Source organism: Francisella sp. LA112445 (assembly GCF_012224145.1).
In the GTDB taxonomy this organism is placed as follows: Bacteria; Pseudomonadota; Gammaproteobacteria; order Francisellales; family Francisellaceae; genus Francisella.
Genome location: NZ_CP041030.1, coordinates 670,812 through 689,491 on the forward strand (window position 1 = coordinate 670,812; position 18,680 = coordinate 689,491).

The window sequence follows — 18,680 nt, forward strand, 5'->3', positions numbered from 1 at the left end:
AGATAGTTTTTATATCATAAGGATTTTTATCGTGAATAAAAATAATTCATTAATGTCTCTGTTGTTTATCCCAGGCAATAGGGTTGAACGCTTTGATAAAGTTAAAAATACAACAAATGCTAGTGGAATAATTATTGATTTAGAAGGTACTGTTGCAGATGTTCATGAAAAGAATGAAGCTAGAACTAATGCTATAGAGTATCTAAAAAGAATTTCTAGGCAAAACCAGAGCTTTAAATATTGTCTTAGGATCAATGGTTTAGATACTATTCATGGCTTTAGAGATATACTTTTGCTTTTAGAAGCTGGTGTTATTCCTGATGTTTTAGTTGTATCTATGGTTGAATCAGCAAATACGCTGCGACAACTTGATAGTTTATTTCAAGGGAAAGCACCTTCATATATAGCTTTGATAGAGTCCACGGAAGGTTATAGAAATATAGATGAAATAGCTCATTCAAGTAGTAATCTTATTGGGTTAGCTTTAGGTGGAGGAGACCTTACCTCTGAATTAGGGGCATCTTGCTCATGGGATTCATTATTGTACTTTAGATCTCGATTAGTTGCTGCAGCTAAAAATGCTAATCTTATAGCACTAGATGTTCCTTTTAATGATGTAAGAGTTCAAAGTGATGAGTTATTTAGAGAAGAGGTGAGAAAGATTAAATCTCTTGGCTTTGATGGTAAGCTTTGTATACACTCTAGGCAAGCAGATATGCTAAAAGAGGTCTTTAATGCTCCTGATGTGAAAGGACCTTCAATTGATCTTGGAAGTTCTGATTTTGATCTTTAGATAAAACTAAATTTACTTAATCTCTGCTAATATTCTATGATAATTTTTAAAACGAGTAGAGTTTATATTGCCTTGCTTTAATTGATTAACTATTTCACAGCCTTTTGAGTTTTCTTCATGAGAGCAGTTTCTAAATTGACACATCCCTTTATACTTTTTGAAGTCCAAGAAACCATCAAAAAGCTCTTCTCTAGAAATATGCCATAATCCAAATTCTCTAATACCAGGAGAGTCTATAATACTAGTGTTATCATCTATCTCATATAGTGTAGAGCAAGTAGTTGTGTGACGGCCTTTTTTGGTTGAATCAGAAACTGCTGTTGTTTCTGTGATTTTCTCACCTAGTATGGTGTTTAGAGTTTCAGATTTACCAACCCCAGATTGACCTAAAAATATTGAAGTATGATCTTTAAGAGTATCTAAAAGCTTATCAATGCCAATATTGTCCTTAGCAGAAATATAAAATATCTTATAACCGATATCTTTGTATACATTTACTAAGTTCTCTATAAACTCTTTATCTTCAGCTGTCTGGCTATCTATTTTATTTACCACTATGATAGGTTCAATATCGCTATTATGTAAAGCGGCTAAGTATCTATCTATATAATGTTCAACAGGAGCGGGTGAGTGGGTGATTATAATTACAGCATAGTCAATATTCGCAGCCACATTTTTATTTTTACGTTGATATTGGTTTGGGCGTGATATTAGGTTTTTTCTTTCTAATAGCTTTGTAATTACATAGGTTGAGTTAGTATATTCAAGCTCAACATTATCGCCGACAGTTAGTTCACCTTTGAAATTACTACGATATAGTGCCGAGACTTTCTCATTGTTGGCTAGCTTAACTAAAATGTTACCGCCAAAATTTGTTATGATTTTTCCTTGCAAAGATGTAGATAAAATTATTTATTATTAAAATTTATTATAAGCTTTATTAATTAAATTGTTAATAATAACTGTTAAGTTATTTGAATAAGATTAAGTTCTTTGCTACTATCAAAAAAGTCTTTTGGATTTTATATTAATAAAAAGGAGATAAAATGAAAAAAACAAAAATCTTGAGTTTAATAGCTTTAGCTGCGCTAGGGACGTCTGTATCTTATGCAGCAGATAATACTAAAGCAGATGCAAAAGATAATCTTTCGCCAGAAGGCTATTGGGTACAATTTGATGAAGATCCTGATGCAGGTCGCGGTATGCCAGAGGGTATTATTCATACTTATTTTGCTAAAGATAGTAAGTATGGTAAAAAAGGAACTCTACAAATGGAGATAGCTGTTCCATTGATGACAGTAGCTAATGGTAAGCCTAGTAAGCCAAAAGCTACTTGTAATAATTGCTCAAATGGCTCTTATAATGGCTTTAATTACAAAGGTAAAAATGCTCCTTTAGAAGGCTTTGTGTTCGCAGGAAATATGCAAGAACAAAAAGGTACAGCTCAGCCACCTGCAAAAGGGGCTATGTATGATAATGGTGGTGTTATAAATCCTAATGATGGTAAGATTTATGCTGCATCAGCACAAGTTCAAGACAATGGTAAAGTTATGTATTCTAAAGCTGCATATATCGTATGGGGTAAAGAGTTAGGTAGTAAAGCAGCACATTGGCAAAGAATCACAAAAGCTGACTATGAAAAAATCAAAGCAGATTGTGGTGTAACGGCTGATGGTCAGTATACAAACAAAGACAAAAAAGTAACTAGCCAGTGTACTAATTATCCAGTATCTCAATTTGGGGTGAAAAGTCCTGTTTAACTAATAACATTTTTTCTTTATACTTTCTTCTAAAATCATTTTCCAAATTAAATAGTCGTGCTAAGAAAAATTATATTCATATTTTTATTTACTTATTTTGTTAGTAGCTATGCTAGTGATAAAAAGCTTTTAGCAGATGGCTATTGGTTACAGAAAGATAAATCTACAGATTCAAATGTTTCAATTATTCATGCATATAATAATGCTCAGAATAACTTAAATGCAGAGATTTTTGTGCCATTATCTGATGTTGATTATGGTAAAGCACATGCTCCTATAATTTATTGTACAGAGTGTGGTAAGGGAGATGCATATGGTAATAAGTATGATTATTCGAGTGGTAAGTATACGTATCAAGGGCTAGAGTTTGTTTGGAATATGAAAATGAAAAGTCCAGTTAAAGCTAGTAGTAAAGGTCCTGTATATTTAGATGGTGCAGTATTAAATCCTCATGATGGTAAGTATTATCATGTAAAAGCTCAAACTATCGAGTATGGTAAAAAAGTATTCGTTAGAGCTTTTTGGGGACCATTAGGTAAAAATGAATATTGGCAGCGAATCTCTAAAAAAGAGGCTAAAAAAATAAGAAATCTATGTGGTCTAACCAAAGATAATGTTTATCCTTACGAAGACAAAGATGGCAATGTAGTCAATAAAGAACTTTTTGAAGAATGCGCAACTAGAGATTTTATAAAAAATCCTCTATAAGTTAGGATGTGAAAATGAGTGATTACCGTCAAATAAAAGTACTTCCGGAAAACTTAGCAAACCAAATAGCAGCTGGAGAGGTGATTGAAAGACCTTCTTCAGTAGTTAAAGAGTTAGTCGAGAATTCTATAGATGCTGGAGCAACTGAGATAACTATAGAAATCCAAGAGGGCGGTAAGTCTCTAATTAGAATTAGAGATAATGGTAAAGGGATTACTCACGATGATTTACAATTAGCTTTAGCTCCGCATGCAACAAGTAAAATTTATACTCTTGATGAGTTAGAATCTGTTGCAAGTATGGGGTTTCGTGGTGAGGCTTTGGCAAGTATTGCTTCAGTTTCAAAACTAAAAATTATCTCAAAACATCAGAGTCTAGAAGATGCTTGGCAGATAAATAACCAAACTAGAGAAGTTACTCCTGCAGCACATGTTACAGGCACAACTATTGAGGTTAGTGAGCTATTTTATAATACTCCAGCACGACGTAAGTTTTTAAAGAAAGATAATACTGAGTTTTTACATATCTCTGATTTACTTAAGAAATATATGCTTTGCTACTTTGGTATAGCTTTTAGGTTTATTCATAATGGTAAAGAGGTTAAAGATCTACTTTTAGCAGAAGATGCACAACTTAAATATAATCGTGTATTAGATTTATATAGTCGGGACTTTATTGAAAATGCTATCTATATAGATAAAGAAGTTGGTGATGCTCATCTATGGGGATGGGTTGCTAGCCCAAGGTTTAATAGAGCTAGGGCAGATATGCAAAGTTTTTATATAAATGGGCGTATTATCAAAGATAAGATTGTTTCTCATGCAATAAAAAATGCTTATAAAGATGTCATGTATGGTAATAGATATCCAGCATTTTTACTTTATCTTGATATGGATTATAAAGAGGTCGATGTAAACGTTCATCCTGCTAAAAGTGAAGTACGCTTTAGAAACCAAAAATTTATCTATGATTTTCTTTTTGGTACTGTAAATAAAGCTATAACTACAAGTGCAGATATTGAAGTTGATAAACCGACTTTTCGAGATGATATCCAAGAAGAATCAAACAGTGTAAATAATCCACTTAATATTGGTAATATGAGCTTGGATATTAGTGTAGAAGATGAGCAAGAGGAGTCTGAATCAAATACTAGTTTACTTGATAAATATCTGAATAATCAAAATACTCAAGAAAATGAAATTCATATATCACAAAAACCAAAATCAAGTGGTTTAGGGCAGGCTATTTGTCAGATTCACGGTATATATATTCTCTCGCAAGTAGATGAAGGTGTAGTACTTGTAGATATGCATGCTGCACATGAGAGAATTCTCTATGAAGAGATGAAAAAAACTTGGCATGCAGATGCTGATAAATTTAAGCAGAACCTTTTAGTTCCTCTAACTTGTCAGCTATCAAGTAGTATAGTTGCAACTATTGATGAAAATATTGAAGTTTTTGAAAAGCTAGGGTTTGAAATATCAGTAGTAGCTGATGATGCTATACTTGTGCGAGCAGTGCCAATCTATGTTAAAAACAAAGATATTCAAGAGTTAATATCAAATGTAGCTACAGAGTTGGTATCTTCTGGTAAGACAAAAAGTGTTGATTTTTACCTAAATCATATCTTGGCTACAGTATCTTGTCATGCTGCTGTACGAGCTAATGATAAGTTAAGTATTCCAGAGATGAATCATCTATTAAGACAAATGGAAACTGTGGAAAACTCAGGCCAATGTAATCATGGTCGACCAACCTGGGTGAAGCTAAGTTTTGCACAGTTAGATAATTTCTTTTTAAGAGGGCGATAGCCTTAAATATATTTGTAAAACGTCATGCTGAATTTATTTCAGCATCTCACAATAAGTAGTAGTTCAAATGAGATCCTGAAACAAGTTCAGGATGACAGAATGTAATATTGAATATTATTCTATCTTCTTTTTTCGCTACTTACTGCGTAAAGTTTTAGCGACACACTTTTTTCATGGCAGCCCTTCGACTTTGCTCAGGAACCGGTATGCAAGACTGCTTAGCACTACGCTATCGTAGTTTAAAATAAATGGAAAATAAAAAACTCACTTTATTTAAACAGTTTTATTTTCTAATCATTTGCTTTTGAAACTACTTGTCGCTGATGTGCAAAAGCCATAAAGTAAGAATGTAGTTTTATTGATATGAGAATCATAAATACTTATTATTTAGTATACTAATAAGTGTTAAATTTGTAGGATCTATTTTGAAAAAAATTATATCAACGATTTTGGGCTTTATTCTGTTTGGGGTAGTAGGTTGGGGATGCTACTTGATTATTTCACTTGTATGGAATCAATTTAAGCTTTTGGATCCTAAAGTTTCAATTAGTTTATTAACTGCAGCTACAACAGTGATAGCTGCAACTGTAACAGTTGTTTTAGGAAAGTATTTTGAACGAAAGAAAGATATTGAAGCACACTATAGAGAAAAGAAAACTCAAATATACGATGAGTTTTTATGTAAACTTCTCAAACTTTTCCATAGTACTTCAGAAAATAATAAAGAAATAGATGACCTCGTTAGTTTCCTTCAGGAATGGCAGAGAAAGATAATTCTTTGGGGAGGACAAGATGTCTTATTAAATTATATTAACTGGTTGGAGCGTTTAAGGGAAGGTAAAAATGATGCAAAAGTTATGTTTATGATGGAAGAGCTTTTTTTAGAAATTAGAAGGGATCTTGGACATAAAAATAATAAGTTAGTCAAAGGTACATTTACTCGCTTGATTTTAAAAAATCCAAAAATCTTTTTGAGCATGGCTGAAAATAATCCAGATGTAACATTGCAAGAAGTAGCTGAGGCAGAGAAAAATTTAGTAAACTTACAATAAAAAAATTAGGGTTGTCCTAGATAATCGAAATTATAAACCTAATCTATCCAATATATGGATAGTCACAGCTAGCATTTGCTGATCTATATCTTGCTTATAAATAATCTTAATGTAGAATCTCCTTAGATTATTTATGTCTGCATTTTCAGTGATTAATTTAGTCGTATGACTTTTTAAAAATCTTATTTTAGATAGGTATTGGTATGCTTAATTATTTTAAAGCAAGAAGTAGATTATTTAGCAATAGCTCTTTTAGTTATGCTTGTATTATGAGTATTTGTAATGCTGTCGTTGTAGGTATGGCTTATATATCTATTAGCTGGCATTTATTAACTTTAAAGAACAATATTGAAGTTATAATCTTATTTATATTTTCATGGTGGATATTCGGAGTTATATTATCTCCAATTACAGGGTATTTTGCTGATCTTGTACCTAGGCGAGTAATTATAGTTACGGTTAATTTATTAAGGGTAATATTACTTCTTGTATTTATATTTCTAGCTAGTTTAGATACTGTCGGGAAGGTATATTTATTTTCATGTTTGTGGGGAGTTTCAGTAGCTTTTTTTATGCCCGCTATGATGATAATGTCGCGCGAGCTTTTCCCTAGTGATGAAGTTCTTCTTTATGCAAATAGTACTATGGATGGACTATTTGAGTTTGGGATGGTAATAGGCATGTCATTAGGTGGGATGCTTATAGTATATTTTGATATGCACCAAATTATGATTATCATGCTAGCTGGATGTATTCTTGCAACATTGTGTAGTTTTATGATTATACCTAAGAGAAAGGTAAAGAAGAGTGAAGGTAGTTTCTTAGATAATTGGAAAGAAGTTTTTAGTTATCTAAATCAAAATAAACCACTTTATTGGTGCTATTTTGCTCAAGTTGGTATTACATGTATATATATGATTGCGCCAATCTTTATATCGCCATATGCTAAAAATATTCTTCAAGCATCATCATTAGAGTTTGGTTTGATAGAAGTGGCATTTTCGGTAGGCTTTATTGTTGGAAGTATACTTTTGCCATATATGATAGAGGGGGTATCACCAAGATTGACATTAATTCTTTCTATGTCTTTCTCAGCATTGATGTATATATGCTTAGCTTTAAATCATAGTGTGAATTTTGCAATTTTATATTACTTTGTCGCAGGTATATTTATCTCATCATGGGTGATAGCAGTCACAATAGCTCAGAAAAATACACCTATAAATTTACAAGGTAAGATCCAAGGTGTTTCATATGGTTTATCAGGCTTAGTTGTGATGTTTATATATACGATATTTTTTGTAATTAATTATATAGATCCACTGCCTAGCAATGAGTGGTTTTATATATTAGCGATATTAGCATTATGTACTTTATGGCCAATATTTAAAGGTTTAAAATCTTTTAAGTAAAAAAATTATATAAGTTAGAAGATAAATTATTGTCCTAAATTATCTAGGTACTTCTCGGCATCTAGTGCAGCCATACAGCCAGTACCAGCAGAAGTTACAGCTTGCTTGTATACATGATCAGCTACATCTCCAGCAGCAAAGACACCTTCGATACTTGTTTGAGTAGCATCGCCAGCTAAACCAGATTTGACTTTGATATAGCCATTTTCCATTTCAAGCTGACCTTCAAAAATACCCGTGTTTGGAGTATGGCCAATAGCAATAAATACTCCCATAACATCAAGTTGAGACTCTTCGTTAGTTTTGACATTTTTAATACGTAAAGCATTCACGCCCATATCATCGCCAAGAACCTCTTCTAATGTAGTATCCCAAATGATATTAACATTACCGTTCTGAGCTTTCTCCATTAGTTTATCGATAAGGATTTTTTCAGATCTTAGAGAATCTCTACGGTGGATTAGTGTTACAGATTTAGCAATATTTGATAAGAAAAGTGCTTCTTCAACAGCAGTGTTACCACCACCAACTACTGCAACATCTTTATTCTTATAAAAGAAACCATCACAAGTAGCACAAGCAGAGACTCCTTTACCCATAAATTTTTCTTCTGACTCTAGACCTAAGTATTTAGCAGTAGCACCAGTTGAGATAATTAGAGCATCACAAGTATATTCCTCTAATTCACCAGCTAGTTTAAATGGTCTAGTTTGTAGATCTACAGAGTTAATAGTGTCATACACGATCTGTGTATCAAATCTTTCAGCCTGTTTTTGTAGTTTGTCCATAAGCTCAGGACCCATAATGCCATCAGCTTCACCTGGCCAGTTGTCAACATCTGTAGTAGTTGTAAGTTGTCCACCTGGTTGCATACCTGTAATAATTACAGGGTTTAAATTTGCACGAGCTGCATAGATTGCTGCAGTATATCCAGCGGGACCAGATCCTAAAATTATTAGTTTATGATGATTTGCCATTTTTAAGAGGTTCTTCAAAATATGATTATGGCAAAATTATAGCATAGTGCTTAGGTAAGTGAAATTTTGAAATTAGATCTAACGAAAAAACATTGTCATCCTCGTACTTGATAAGATGATCTCTTAGCCTATGAGTTTATTTCTTTGACAAGATTTTTAATTTCTGCAAAATCATCAATATAAGCAAAGCTATCTAGAGCCTTAAGATCAATTCCGTTATGATAACCATAACTTAGCATTACTACTTTTACATTTGCCTCTTTTGCACATAAAAAATCATTCATTGAATCACCAATCATTAAACTCTCTTCGGCTTTAGCATTTAGTTTATCCATAGCAAAAAGTAGTGGCTCCGGATAAGGTTTATAGCTAGGTGTTGTATCTCCACCAATTATGATCTCAAAGTAACCAATTAAGCCTAAATGAGTCAAGGATTGTATTGCATCATCTTCATGCTTATTTGTAACTACAGCCATTTTTATATTTTTAGTTTTTAAAAACTCAAGTGTTTCAGGTACATTAGGATACACTTTGCTATTGGCACTATTTAGAGACTTATATGTTTGACTTACAATTTTGACACCTTCATCAGCTATAGATTCAATATACTGCTTATCATCAAAATCTAAAGCTAATACTTTTCTAACAGTTGTAGGGTAACCTTTACCAACAATATTTGCTATGACATCTTCAGAAATAGGCTTAAGGCCAAAGTGTTTGCGCATCGTATTTGTAGCAACTGTAATATCTCCAACGGTATTGACAAGAGTGCCATCAAGATCAAAAAATATATTTTTTATCATAAATTGAGATTTATTAGAAAACTTAGGTTATAAGGTTATAGTTAAGCATTGTTAAAATCTAGAATTAAACCTAATTATTAAGAATTTTTTTATTTAAATAATATTTTGTTAAGCGTAAAAATGAGAAATATAAAACACTAACAAATACAATACATAATAATGTAACAACAGTACTTAAAAGACGCTGGTATCCAGCTTGTACTTGTAATATATCATTATTTGCGTATATAGAAGTCAAAAAGCATAAGTTTGCTTGAGCTCCCATATAGGCTATGTATTTACCTTGTAGCTGGATTAGACCAAATAAGATAACGATAATAAAAGAAATAATTAGAACTAGAGCTATGTTTAGATTAAACATTGCAAGTGCAAATGGGACTAATAGTCCTATTAAGCAGCCTAAAAACCTTTGCAAACTTAGGTGGTGTATTTGAGAATGCTCAAAACTAGACATAACGGCAACGACACCTATTAGCGCTTGCTCAAACAATAATACATTCTTAAAAGGAACCGTTATTAAGAATATAAAAGCAAATGTTAAAATAAAGAAAACTGAAAAAGTTATCATCTCTATATGCTGCTCTTTGCTTCTTTTTTGAGGTTGTTTCTTTGCGATATCTTTCTTTTTTAAAAATGGTAAGACTATCACACATACACATAGAGCACCAATTATAGTTACTATAGAGCGATCAACGATAATCTCTATTGCCATATCTTTTGAAAAAACTGCATATGGGTAGAAAAATAAACCTAAAGTGATACAAAACATAATAAAGAAATATGTATATTCAGTGAAGTAATATGCCATGGAAACACAAAGAATCAATAAAAAAACTATCAAACTGATAATAGCAATATCAGATCTAAACAATGAGGAGCATATTAATACTACTAATAGAGCCATTAGTGTTCCTATACATCTTAATAGCCCGCGCTTATAGGTCATCGTTTTATTATCAGTCATAATACGTACACAAGTATAACCTGCCCAATATGCATACTGTATATGTAGAGCATAAGAGATGCCAATAGAGGTTAATACCGAAATACTAAGTAGTACGCTAATCATGAATATATAGCTATTAATATTCATTTTAGCAAAGTCATTATAGAGATTTTTAAAATGCTGAAACATATTTATAAATTGGTAGTTAAATAAAAGATAGTCTGAATAGCTTAAGTATTATAATAGATTTGTTATTTATTTCTATTGAGTTTGTAGCTGATTTTAATAATTTACTAGATGCAGAGTTTTGATTTAATTGCGGATATTTCATCAACCTGACTAGTTTTGATCTCTAGAGCTGAACTAGGAAATGCAGTAGCTCTGGTGTCACGTAAGATTTTTTTAGATGCAGAACCATGAATATTTGTTACCTTTGTAACTTCTAATATTTCTCTTACATTTTGAGAGTTAATTCCACCACCTGGCATTATTTGGATTTGCTCGCCAAAATTTTGTTGTAGAGATTTTAGAGTTTCTAAACCTGCTATTACATTTGTACCTGTTCCTGAGGTGAGAATTCTATCAAATCCAAGTTCGATAATCTCTCGAGTACTAGCATGAATATCATTGACTAGATCTATAGCTCTATGAAATGTAAGTTCTTTTTTAGCTTGTTTTGCTAGCTTAATAAATGGCTTGAGAAAGTCTTTATCAACTTCATTTTGTTTAGTTAAAGCTCCAATAACTATACCATCGACATCAAGATCTAGCATTATCTTTAGATCATCAAGCATAATTTGCTGATCTATAGAATCATAATAAAAATCCCCAGCACGATGACGGATAATAGGTTGTAATGATCCTTTAAAATTGGCTTTAGCAAATTTTACTAAGCCTGGAGAGGGTGTAAGTCCTTCAGCACCTAGTGCAGAGCATAACTCAAGTCTATCAGCTCCAGCTTCTTGAGCATTTAGGATTGATTGATAGTTATCTATCGAGATTTCTAGTTTTACCATTAATTTTAGAGTACTACTAATAATTTATTTAATTCATTATAGCTAAATAAATTTAAGAAAATAATTATTATTCGGCTTTAGAATAAGTAAGGAAAGAAGATATGTCGGTGAGAGCTATTTTCAGTTCTGCTTTGGGAAACTATTTATTATAAATTCATTTAACATTCTCACACGATATGGTTGAAACTGTTTAAAGGGGTATATTAGGCTAATTACATTATCAGGCTTATCATTTGCATTTAGAGTTACTTTGTAGTTTGGTAATATTTGAACAAGCTCTCCTGAATCGAGATCTTTTTTTATATCCCAATATGATTTTGAAGCTACGCCATATCCTCTTAGACACATTTTGCGACTTATATAGCCGTTATTGACGATACACGATGGATTTAGATTGATTTCAAGTTTATTATTTTGAGGATCTATTAGATACCAGTTCTTAATGGCGGTACCATTTATCTTTAGAGTAATAAAATCACAATCTTTTAAAATATTTATATCATCAATATTAGTAATGTTCATTTTCTTTAGATACTTTGGACTTGCGCAGAGTATTCGGTGACTTTTAATTAATTTTTTTGCGATAAAGCTACTATTTTGTAGATTGCCTTGTCTAATGGCTATATCAAAAGGAAACTGATTATAAGAAACCACATCATCTGTAAAAAGAATATCATATTTAACTTTAGGGTTAACTTCACTGAATTTGTCTAATATTGGTAGTATAAATTGTTCACCAAGATCAAAAGGTATAGTTAATCTAATAAGACCCTCAGCTTTATTTTTATTATTTTGGATATTTTCTTTTATACCATCTAATTCTTCTAGAAGTTTGATTGCCGACTGATAGAGCATTTCACCAGCTTTTGTAACCTCAATTTTTCTAGTCGTTCTAACTAATAATTTCGTATCATAGTAATCTTCTAAAGCGCTAATTTTATTGCTTATACTTGCTGGAGATAAGTAAAACTCTCGGCCTGCAGCTGATAGGTTGCCATGATTTATTACAGCTACAAATAGCTTGAGTTCATATAACATTTTCATTTTTTAGTTTTTATAAAAAGTACTTTTACTGTTTTGCATATTATCATTAAAAAAATAAAAAGTATAATAGTCATAGTTTTATGAAATTTGATAATCAGATACACAAATATCTTAATCTTATTATCAGTCGGAGATTTATAATGAAAAAAAGTCTAATTCCCTTAATGTTAGGTGCTCTGACTATAGGGATTACAGAATTTATTATGATGGGGATTTTGCCTCAGATATCACAGTATTTTCATGTTAGTATTCCTCAAGCAGGACATTTAATTAGTGTATATGCATTAGGTGTTATAGTTGGAGCACCAGCTTTGATATTGTTCTCAAAGAAATTTAGTCCAAGATCGTTGTTAATAGCGTTAAGTATTATGATAGCTTTATTTAATAGTTTATCTATTTTCTCAACAAGTTATGATTTTTTGATGGTTACTAGGTTTCTTTCAGGGTTACCTCATGGTGCTTTTTTTGGGGTTGGTGCAATTGTCGCTATGGAAGTGGCTGATAGAGGTAAACAATCTTTAGCAATTGCATTGATGTTTACTGGATTAACAATAGCAAATATTATTGGAGTACCTTTAGCAACACATCTAGTTTTAGTCACAAGTTGGCAGATAGCATTTGTAATAGTTGGCTTAATAGGAGTTATTACAACTATTACCACTATTTTATGGATACCTCATGTAGATTTGAACAAAGAAAACTCTTATGACCAAAGCTCAACATCAACTTTTAAAGTTATGTTGAAACTAGATACATGGTTAGCATTTGGAGTAGTATCATTGGCATTTGCTGGATTATTTGCTTGGTATAGTTATATCTCTCCAATGATGATACATATCACTCATGTTTCTAAAGACTTCATTCCTTATGTATTATTTTTTGTAGGTTTGGGAATGTTTAGCGGAAATATATATGGTGGTAGGTTGACTGATAATATAGGAGCATTAAATGCTACTATCGCTAGTTTAATAGGTTTATTAGTAGTTTTACTATTAGCTTATTTGCTAATAGACTATAAGTTTATTTCTGTAGTATTAAGTTTTGGCATAGGTTTTTTTGCTTTTGGATTAGCTCCATCAATTCAAACATTATTGATAAAAGTATTCAAAGGCGCAGAAATGTTTGGCTCAGCTGTTAGTCAAGCAGGTTTTAATATAGCAAATGCTTTAGGTGCTTTTTTAGGAGGGTTGCCTATAGCTTATGGATTTGCTTATTCTAGTAGTATTATCTCTGGAATAATCATTTCTTTAATTGGAGCTGGATTATTATTTATTTTGAAATATAGAACTTTAAAGTTATCAAAAAGTTAAAGTGTTATGTTTCTAGTGGAAATAATTTATTAATTAAGCGTTTATTATCAAAATAAAAATATGGATTTACAATGAAAAATATTCTTATAATAAATGGTAAAAAAGATTTTGGTCACTCAAAAGGTGCACTTAATCAATACCTAGCTGACTTATCAGAAAGTCATTTAATAAGTTCTGGTTATAATGTAAAAGTTACTAATATTGATAGTGGTTATAACATTGATGAAGAAATACAAAAATGGCTTTGGGCTGATACTATAATTCATCAAATGCCAGGTTGGTGGATGGGTCCACCGTGGATTGTTAAGAAATATCTTGATGAAGTTTTAACAACTGGACATGGTGCATTATATGCAAGTGATGGTAGATCTCGTTATGATGCTACTAAAAAATATGGTTCTGGTGGGTTACTCCAGGGCAAAAAATATATGCTATCTCTAACTTGGAACGCTCCTATGGAAGCTTTTACTGAAAAAGATCAATTCTTTGAGGGTGTTGGAGTAGATGGAGTGTATTTACATTTCCATAAAGCACATCAGTTTCTTGGAATGTCTCCGTTGCCTACATTTATTTGTAACGATGTGATGAAAGATCCAAAAGTCGAAGAATATACATTAAATTATAAAAAACATTTAGATAACTTAGATTTGAAATGATTCATTAAGAAGAGATAATGGTAATAATTATATCGGTAGTATTTTCTTTTGTCGCAAGTCTACTTTCGAGCATGTTAGGTGGCGGTTTTGGACTTTTATCAGTACCGACAATATATTGGATAATAACTCATTTTTATCCAATGCTTGATCATAAAATGCAGATGACTATAGCTACAGGATCATGTGCATCTATTACACTTGGATTAATCTCTAGTATAAAGCATATGAGATATAAAAATGTTGATTTTAATCTGTACAAATCTTGTATCGTTTTTATGATTATTGGGGTACTTATAGGTGCTATTTTAATGATGATTACAAACAGTGAGAGTTTAAAGAAAATATTTGCTGTTGCTGTATTTATAATAGCTATATGGATGATGAGGTTTAATATCCAAAACTCAAAGAAAATAAACTTTAAAAAATATCAGTTTAATAGCATGTCAACATTTCTTGGGGCTATATCAGCATTTTTAGGCTTATCGGTTTTTAATGTACCATTTTTTGTCTGCGCTGGTATAAATCTTAGAAAAGCTATAGGGACATCAGTATTATTGGTATTTACATACTCTACAATAGTAGGATTATTTCTAATTATTATGGGAATACCAATTAGTGGATTTAGCTCAAATCATATAGGGTATTTAGTTACGCCAATATTTTTAGCTACAATTATTCCCTGCGTACTTGGTAGTCTGATAGGTGCTAGATTAGTAAATGTTTTAGAGCAACATATATTAAAAAGGATATATGTTGCATTGATGTTTATAGTTTCAATAATAATGTTAGTTTAGTCAGAATTTAGCACGCTCAATTTATATATAAATTCAGTATGACATTATTATCATAGTTTAGCTATAATGATTCTAAGTAAATTAATTTTATAGAGTTTTTATGAGTCAACTATTTATAGTTTATCTCGGTGGCAGTGCGCCAAAGGCAAATATCGAGTTACATGATGTACAGTTTGTGATTGGTGATGGTATCGAAGATACCTATGAGCAACTTAGGGAAAATTGGTTTGGCACAGTCAAGGGTTTACACTTGGATAGTTACAAAGCTGTAAAAGGAGCAGATGGATATCAAATATCTCTTCAAGATAAGCCTCAAAATTTTAATAAAAAGTTATATTTTATCAACCTTGGTGGTTATGATGAATCTAAACTAAATGAGCTACATGAGTTTGCGCTATTTGTCGCTACAGATAAGGCAGAGGCAAAAGAAAAAGCTAAGAAAAACTTACTAAAAAACTCATTACATCAGCACAAAGATAACCTTATGGAGGTTGATGATTGCTTAGAGCTTAGTTCTATAGACGGTAAGTATATTCACTTAACTCCAAGTGCTGAAAAATATGATTTAAAACCTGATTGGTTTGGGTATAGGGTGATTGGGTAGAGATTTTGTAATAAGGAATATTTTTATGTTTAAAATTCATCAGTCAGCAGAAGAAAACTTTAACACTAAGGTATATTCTTTAATCGAGAAGATAAAAGTTATTTTTAGTGAGAATTTGAGTAGACCAACGTTCAAAACAGATATAAAAGCTATTGAAATTTCTGATGAAGATGTCATTGGAAGTATCAAGGAAAGTTTGTGTGACTATAAAGGGAATACCGTAGGTAGATTTTTTGTAAATAAAGGTGTTAAGTATGGATTGATAGATGAGGATCATAGAAGTTTAGTAGATTTAGCTGAAAAAATGCAAAATTTACCAACATTTAGAGATAAACTAAGTCAAAATTTCATTGAAGAAAAAATTTTTAGCTGGTTAGAACTTGCATATATTAATACTCAAAGAAGTGACTTTATATCTTACTTGATTGAGGAGGCTAAACCATTGGTAAAGTCTCACGTGATTTATATACCTATTGCTAATATGATTGTTGAGGAGCCATTTTCACTTTGTGAGGCTATAGTGTGTAATATTACAGAGAGTTTTATCGATGAGATGGTAAAAGCTCATGGGTCTGTTGGTAATAGTAGCCAAGATAAACTTATTGAAAATTTTCGTACGCAATATCAAGGATATGCAGTGGTTAAAATTCATTTAGAATGCGAACCTGACTTAGCGAATGAGCTATCAATAATTATTGCTAAAAAAGTTGTTAGTTTTTTAAGTATATATTCAGGAGTGTTGTTAGTTAATGATATTAAATGTATATCTAAGATCAAGGGTACAGAAAATCTTGAAAAATTATCAATTATTTCTTGTTCTGAATCAAGTTGGAATAAAACAGACAAAGTTTTAGATCGGGCCTCTATGAAAACGTGGTATATATCAAAAAGCAATATTAAAGAATATATGTACATAGGTTTGGAAACTTTGTCTATGATGTCTACTAAAGAAAAACCTACAGAGTTTGAATCTCTTCTTCTTAATGCTTGTATGCTTTACTCTAAAGCCACATTTACAGCGGAGCCTTTAGAAAAATTAGTATATATACTATCTTCTCTTGAAAGCGTTTTGTTGAAAAGTGAAAATGAACCGATTCAGCAAAATTTAACAGAAAGATTTGCAATCTTTGTTTCTAAAGAGTTAACTGAGAGAAAAGATATTATCAAGAATTTAAGAGCAGTGTATACACTAAGATCTAGATACTTGCATCATGGATATAAATTTAAAGAACTAAGTAAAGATTATATAGGCTTAAGATCTAAATTAATATGGCTTTGAAATAGCTTGTGTAGCGTTAACGCCTTTATAGATTTTTTGAAAAGCTAGAGCAAAACTCTGTTTGCTACCAACATACTGATATGCTTTATCAAGAAAATCTGACTGATTAATTTTTGTAGCATCAAACGGTTTTGTTTTCCATTCTTGGCCAACCTGAATTAATGTGTTTTTAAATTTCATGAATTTAAATATAGCTACTTCTCCTGGTTGATTTTTATAAACTTTTAGGTTCTTATTTGATAAGGATCCACATAGTAAAATTGCCATACTAGATGATTTAGTTTTTACAGCATTAAGAATTTTAATATTATGATTACATGACTTTGAGAAACCACCTAGAACAAAAGACTGATATTGAGAAAGACTAATTTTATTATCTTTGTCATATATACCTGCTATTGTATATATCTCATTCCAACTATCAAACTTTTGTCCTGTAGGTATCTGTTCATATAAGAAACTTGTGCCTTTTTGAGTTCTATAGACATCACCCACTAAGCCAGTACTAAACCATGTAGGATATGGGTATGTTAATGAAGCATCATATATTTTCATTGATTGGATAGCATGCTTAGTTTGTTCCTTGGACATGCCCATATAATCTTTTTCTGCTGAGAAAGAAATACTAAGAGACAATATTATAATCAAAGTTGATAAAAATAATTTTTTCATTGAGCTATATTTTTGTACTAAATATATTGATTATAGAGAACTTATCATTGGAAATACATTTATAAGATTAAAAAAGACATGAGATTATAGCGAGCAGATGAAATATTAAATAGGTATATGTTTTATAAAATCAACCTAGCTTGTTTCTTAACAGGCTCAATCATATTATCTTTCCAGACCCAATAATAAACGGGTTCACTACCTTTAAAGCTTGCAACATAGTGGTTGTCTTGATTATCAATAGCATGAATTGTTAGCTCATCTAAGTAACCAGTTTTTAGGTGACGTAAATCTTTAGTTGCTTCTAATACAGCATCTTTTACAGACATCCCCATTTTCATATATAAAACTACAGATCTAGCTGTACCACAACGAATAGCCATCTCACCAGTATGAGTACAAGCACAAGCACCATATCTTGAGTCAGCATATGATCCAGCACCGATAATAGGGCTGTCACCTAATCTGCCAGGATAGCGCCAAGCCCAACCAGAAGTACTTGTGGCTGATGATATAGTATTGTTGTGATCTTTTGATAAATATACAGTAGTATCAAACACCTTTTCAGGATCTAGAGAGTATTTACTTAGTTCAATTAATGGAATATTGGGGAATTTAGCTCTTTGCTCAGCACTTAAATATTTATCTAAATGCTCTTGCCATGCTTTTTCTATCTCAGGTAATAGATTATCAATTTTAGTAGCATTAATTTCATCAGCAAATTTATTAGCACCTTCACCAATTAATATCTCATGATATAGTCTTTGCATTACTTCATAGGCTACTTCTACAGGATTAGCATAACCTTTAAGAGCACCTATAGATCCTGTGCGTAAATCATCACCATCCATTACAGAAGCATCTAGAGTTACATTACCTAAGATATCAGGCCAAGATCCTCTACCTACAGTTTTGATAGTAGTATCATTTTCTACAAGTTTAATACCTTCAATCATAGCGCGAAGGCCATTTTCTTTATTTTGGAGTCGTTTAAAAGCTTCAGGTACGCCACCACGACCTTCATCATTTGCAATTAGAATCAT

General features: G+C 31.6%; 19 protein-coding genes. 11 read left to right on the plus strand and 8 right to left on the minus strand.

Going from position 1 to position 18,680, the window contains the following annotated elements; all coding sequences use genetic code 11:
- The first annotated feature begins 31 nt into the window (after nt 1-31).
- Nucleotides 32-793: a CoA ester lyase gene (locus tag FIP56_RS03275; protein ID WP_192577541.1), complete on the plus strand. Its 762-nt coding sequence runs from the start codon at nt 32-34 to the stop codon at nt 791-793.
- Between the two features lie 12 nt (nt 794-805).
- On the opposite strand, the gene rsgA is transcribed toward FIP56_RS03275, so the two are convergent.
- The gene (gene rsgA, locus FIP56_RS03280; protein WP_192577542.1) at nt 806-1,687 is read right to left on the minus strand and encodes a ribosome small subunit-dependent GTPase A; all 882 of its coding nucleotides are present in this window, start codon (nt 1,685-1,687) and stop codon (nt 806-808) included.
- Nucleotides 1,688-1,839: 152 nt separating this feature from the next.
- Here rsgA and FIP56_RS03285 point away from each other — a divergent pair, with 152 nt between their 5' ends.
- The 5 genes from FIP56_RS03285 (at nt 1,840) to FIP56_RS03305 (ending at nt 7,536) form a co-directional block, all read left to right on the plus strand.
- Complete coding sequence (locus FIP56_RS03285) at nt 1,840-2,553, plus strand: DUF2147 domain-containing protein (protein ID WP_192577543.1); 714 nt, start codon at nt 1,840-1,842, stop codon at nt 2,551-2,553.
- A 57-nt stretch (nt 2,554-2,610) separates the two neighbouring features.
- Nucleotides 2,611-3,261 carry a DUF2147 domain-containing protein gene (locus FIP56_RS03290; protein WP_192577544.1) on the plus strand — a complete coding sequence of 217 codons (651 nt, stop codon included), beginning with the start codon at nt 2,611-2,613 and terminating at the stop codon, nt 3,259-3,261.
- Between the two features lie 14 nt (nt 3,262-3,275).
- The gene (mutL, locus tag FIP56_RS03295) at nt 3,276-5,072 is read left to right on the plus strand and encodes a DNA mismatch repair endonuclease MutL (RefSeq protein ID WP_192577545.1); all 1,797 of its coding nucleotides are present in this window, start codon (nt 3,276-3,278) and stop codon (nt 5,070-5,072) included.
- Nucleotides 5,073-5,497: 425 nt separating this feature from the next.
- On the plus strand, nt 5,498-6,124 hold the full coding sequence (locus FIP56_RS03300) for a hypothetical protein (protein ID WP_192577546.1): 627 nt from the start codon (nt 5,498-5,500) through the stop codon (nt 6,122-6,124).
- 203 nt (nt 6,125-6,327) lie between these two features.
- The gene (locus tag FIP56_RS03305; protein WP_192577547.1) at nt 6,328-7,536 is read left to right on the plus strand and encodes an MFS transporter; all 1,209 of its coding nucleotides are present in this window, start codon (nt 6,328-6,330) and stop codon (nt 7,534-7,536) included.
- A 26-nt stretch (nt 7,537-7,562) separates the two neighbouring features.
- Here FIP56_RS03305 and trxB read toward each other — a convergent pair whose 3' ends face one another.
- From trxB to FIP56_RS03330, 5 genes are all read right to left on the minus strand, one after another.
- A complete protein-coding gene (trxB, locus tag FIP56_RS03310) occupies nt 7,563-8,513 on the minus strand; it encodes a thioredoxin-disulfide reductase (RefSeq protein ID WP_192577548.1) in 951 nt (316 codons plus the stop codon).
- 128 nt (nt 8,514-8,641) lie between these two features.
- Nucleotides 8,642-9,316 (minus strand): HAD-IA family hydrolase, encoded by a 675-nt coding sequence (locus FIP56_RS03315; protein WP_192577549.1) that lies wholly within the window; start codon nt 9,314-9,316, stop codon nt 8,642-8,644.
- A 70-nt stretch (nt 9,317-9,386) separates the two neighbouring features.
- Nucleotides 9,387-10,385 (minus strand): FUSC family protein, encoded by a 999-nt coding sequence (locus tag FIP56_RS03320; RefSeq protein ID WP_192577550.1) that lies wholly within the window; start codon nt 10,383-10,385, stop codon nt 9,387-9,389.
- Between the two features lie 170 nt (nt 10,386-10,555).
- Nucleotides 10,556-11,278 carry a copper homeostasis protein CutC gene (locus tag FIP56_RS03325; protein WP_192577551.1) on the minus strand — a complete coding sequence of 241 codons (723 nt, stop codon included), beginning with the start codon at nt 11,276-11,278 and terminating at the stop codon, nt 10,556-10,558.
- 120 nt (nt 11,279-11,398) lie between these two features.
- Nucleotides 11,399-12,322 carry a LysR family transcriptional regulator gene (locus FIP56_RS03330; protein ID WP_192577552.1) on the minus strand — a complete coding sequence of 308 codons (924 nt, stop codon included), beginning with the start codon at nt 12,320-12,322 and terminating at the stop codon, nt 11,399-11,401.
- 140 nt (nt 12,323-12,462) lie between these two features.
- Between FIP56_RS03330 and FIP56_RS03335 the strand changes: the two genes are divergently transcribed.
- The 5 genes from FIP56_RS03335 to FIP56_RS03355 all read left to right on the plus strand — a co-directional run bounded on the left by FIP56_RS03335 (nt 12,463) and on the right by FIP56_RS03355 (nt 16,965).
- Entirely contained in the window at nt 12,463-13,632 is a 1,170-nt protein-coding gene (locus FIP56_RS03335; protein ID WP_192577553.1) for an MFS transporter, read from the plus strand.
- A 71-nt stretch (nt 13,633-13,703) separates the two neighbouring features.
- Nucleotides 13,704-14,288, plus strand: a complete 585-nt coding sequence (locus FIP56_RS03340) for an NAD(P)H-dependent oxidoreductase (protein WP_192577554.1) — start codon at nt 13,704-13,706, stop codon at nt 14,286-14,288.
- 17 nt (nt 14,289-14,305) lie between these two features.
- Nucleotides 14,306-15,082, plus strand: a complete 777-nt coding sequence (locus tag FIP56_RS03345) for a sulfite exporter TauE/SafE family protein (RefSeq protein WP_192577555.1) — start codon at nt 14,306-14,308, stop codon at nt 15,080-15,082.
- A 100-nt stretch (nt 15,083-15,182) separates the two neighbouring features.
- Complete coding sequence (locus FIP56_RS03350) at nt 15,183-15,686, plus strand: DUF1543 domain-containing protein (protein WP_192577556.1); 504 nt, start codon at nt 15,183-15,185, stop codon at nt 15,684-15,686.
- A gap of 25 nt (nt 15,687-15,711) precedes the next feature.
- Nucleotides 15,712-16,965: a HEPN domain-containing protein gene (locus FIP56_RS03355; protein WP_192577557.1), complete on the plus strand. Its 1,254-nt coding sequence runs from the start codon at nt 15,712-15,714 to the stop codon at nt 16,963-16,965.
- Here the strand turns inward: FIP56_RS03355 and FIP56_RS03360 are convergent.
- On the minus strand, nt 16,951-17,637 hold the full coding sequence (locus tag FIP56_RS03360; protein ID WP_192577558.1) for a hypothetical protein: 687 nt from the start codon (nt 17,635-17,637) through the stop codon (nt 16,951-16,953). The two genes, FIP56_RS03355 and FIP56_RS03360, sit on opposite strands and share 15 nt — an antisense overlap.
- A 122-nt stretch (nt 17,638-17,759) precedes the next feature.
- Nucleotides 17,760-18,680: a N(4)-(beta-N-acetylglucosaminyl)-L-asparaginase gene (locus tag FIP56_RS03365; protein ID WP_192577559.1), complete on the minus strand. Its 921-nt coding sequence runs from the start codon at nt 18,678-18,680 to the stop codon at nt 17,760-17,762.

What these genes read in the sequence shown, in the direction of transcription:
- FIP56_RS03285 (WP_192577543.1), top strand. Translation starts at nt 1,840, where the DNA reads ATGAAAAAAACAAAAATCTTGAGTTTAATAGCTTTAGCTGCGCTAGGG.
- mutL (WP_192577545.1), top strand. Translation starts at nt 3,276, where the DNA reads ATGAGTGATTACCGTCAAATAAAAGTACTTCCGGAAAACTTAGCAAAC.
- FIP56_RS03305 (WP_192577547.1), top strand. Translation starts at nt 6,328, where the DNA reads ATGCTTAATTATTTTAAAGCAAGAAGTAGATTATTTAGCAATAGCTCT.
- trxB (WP_192577548.1), bottom strand. Translation starts at nt 8,513, where the DNA reads ATGGCAAATCATCATAAACTAATAATTTTAGGATCTGGTCCCGCTGGA.
- FIP56_RS03315 (WP_192577549.1), bottom strand. Translation starts at nt 9,316, where the DNA reads ATGATAAAAAATATATTTTTTGATCTTGATGGCACTCTTGTCAATACC.
- FIP56_RS03320 (WP_192577550.1), bottom strand. Translation starts at nt 10,385, where the DNA reads ATGATTAGCGTACTACTTAGTATTTCGGTATTAACCTCTATTGGCATC.
- FIP56_RS03325 (WP_192577551.1), bottom strand. Translation starts at nt 11,278, where the DNA reads ATGGTAAAACTAGAAATCTCGATAGATAACTATCAATCAATCCTAAAT.
- FIP56_RS03330 (WP_192577552.1), bottom strand. Translation starts at nt 12,322, where the DNA reads ATGAAAATGTTATATGAACTCAAGCTATTTGTAGCTGTAATAAATCAT.
- FIP56_RS03335 (WP_192577553.1), top strand. Translation starts at nt 12,463, where the DNA reads ATGAAAAAAAGTCTAATTCCCTTAATGTTAGGTGCTCTGACTATAGGG.
- FIP56_RS03340 (WP_192577554.1), top strand. Translation starts at nt 13,704, where the DNA reads ATGAAAAATATTCTTATAATAAATGGTAAAAAAGATTTTGGTCACTCA.
- FIP56_RS03345 (WP_192577555.1), top strand. Translation starts at nt 14,306, where the DNA reads ATGGTAATAATTATATCGGTAGTATTTTCTTTTGTCGCAAGTCTACTT.
- FIP56_RS03350 (WP_192577556.1), top strand. Translation starts at nt 15,183, where the DNA reads ATGAGTCAACTATTTATAGTTTATCTCGGTGGCAGTGCGCCAAAGGCA.
- FIP56_RS03355 (WP_192577557.1), top strand. Translation starts at nt 15,712, where the DNA reads ATGTTTAAAATTCATCAGTCAGCAGAAGAAAACTTTAACACTAAGGTA.
- FIP56_RS03360 (WP_192577558.1), bottom strand. Translation starts at nt 17,637, where the DNA reads ATGAAAAAATTATTTTTATCAACTTTGATTATAATATTGTCTCTTAGT.
- FIP56_RS03365 (WP_192577559.1), bottom strand. Translation starts at nt 18,680, where the DNA reads ATGATTCTAATTGCAAATGATGAAGGTCGTGGTGGCGTACCTGAAGCT.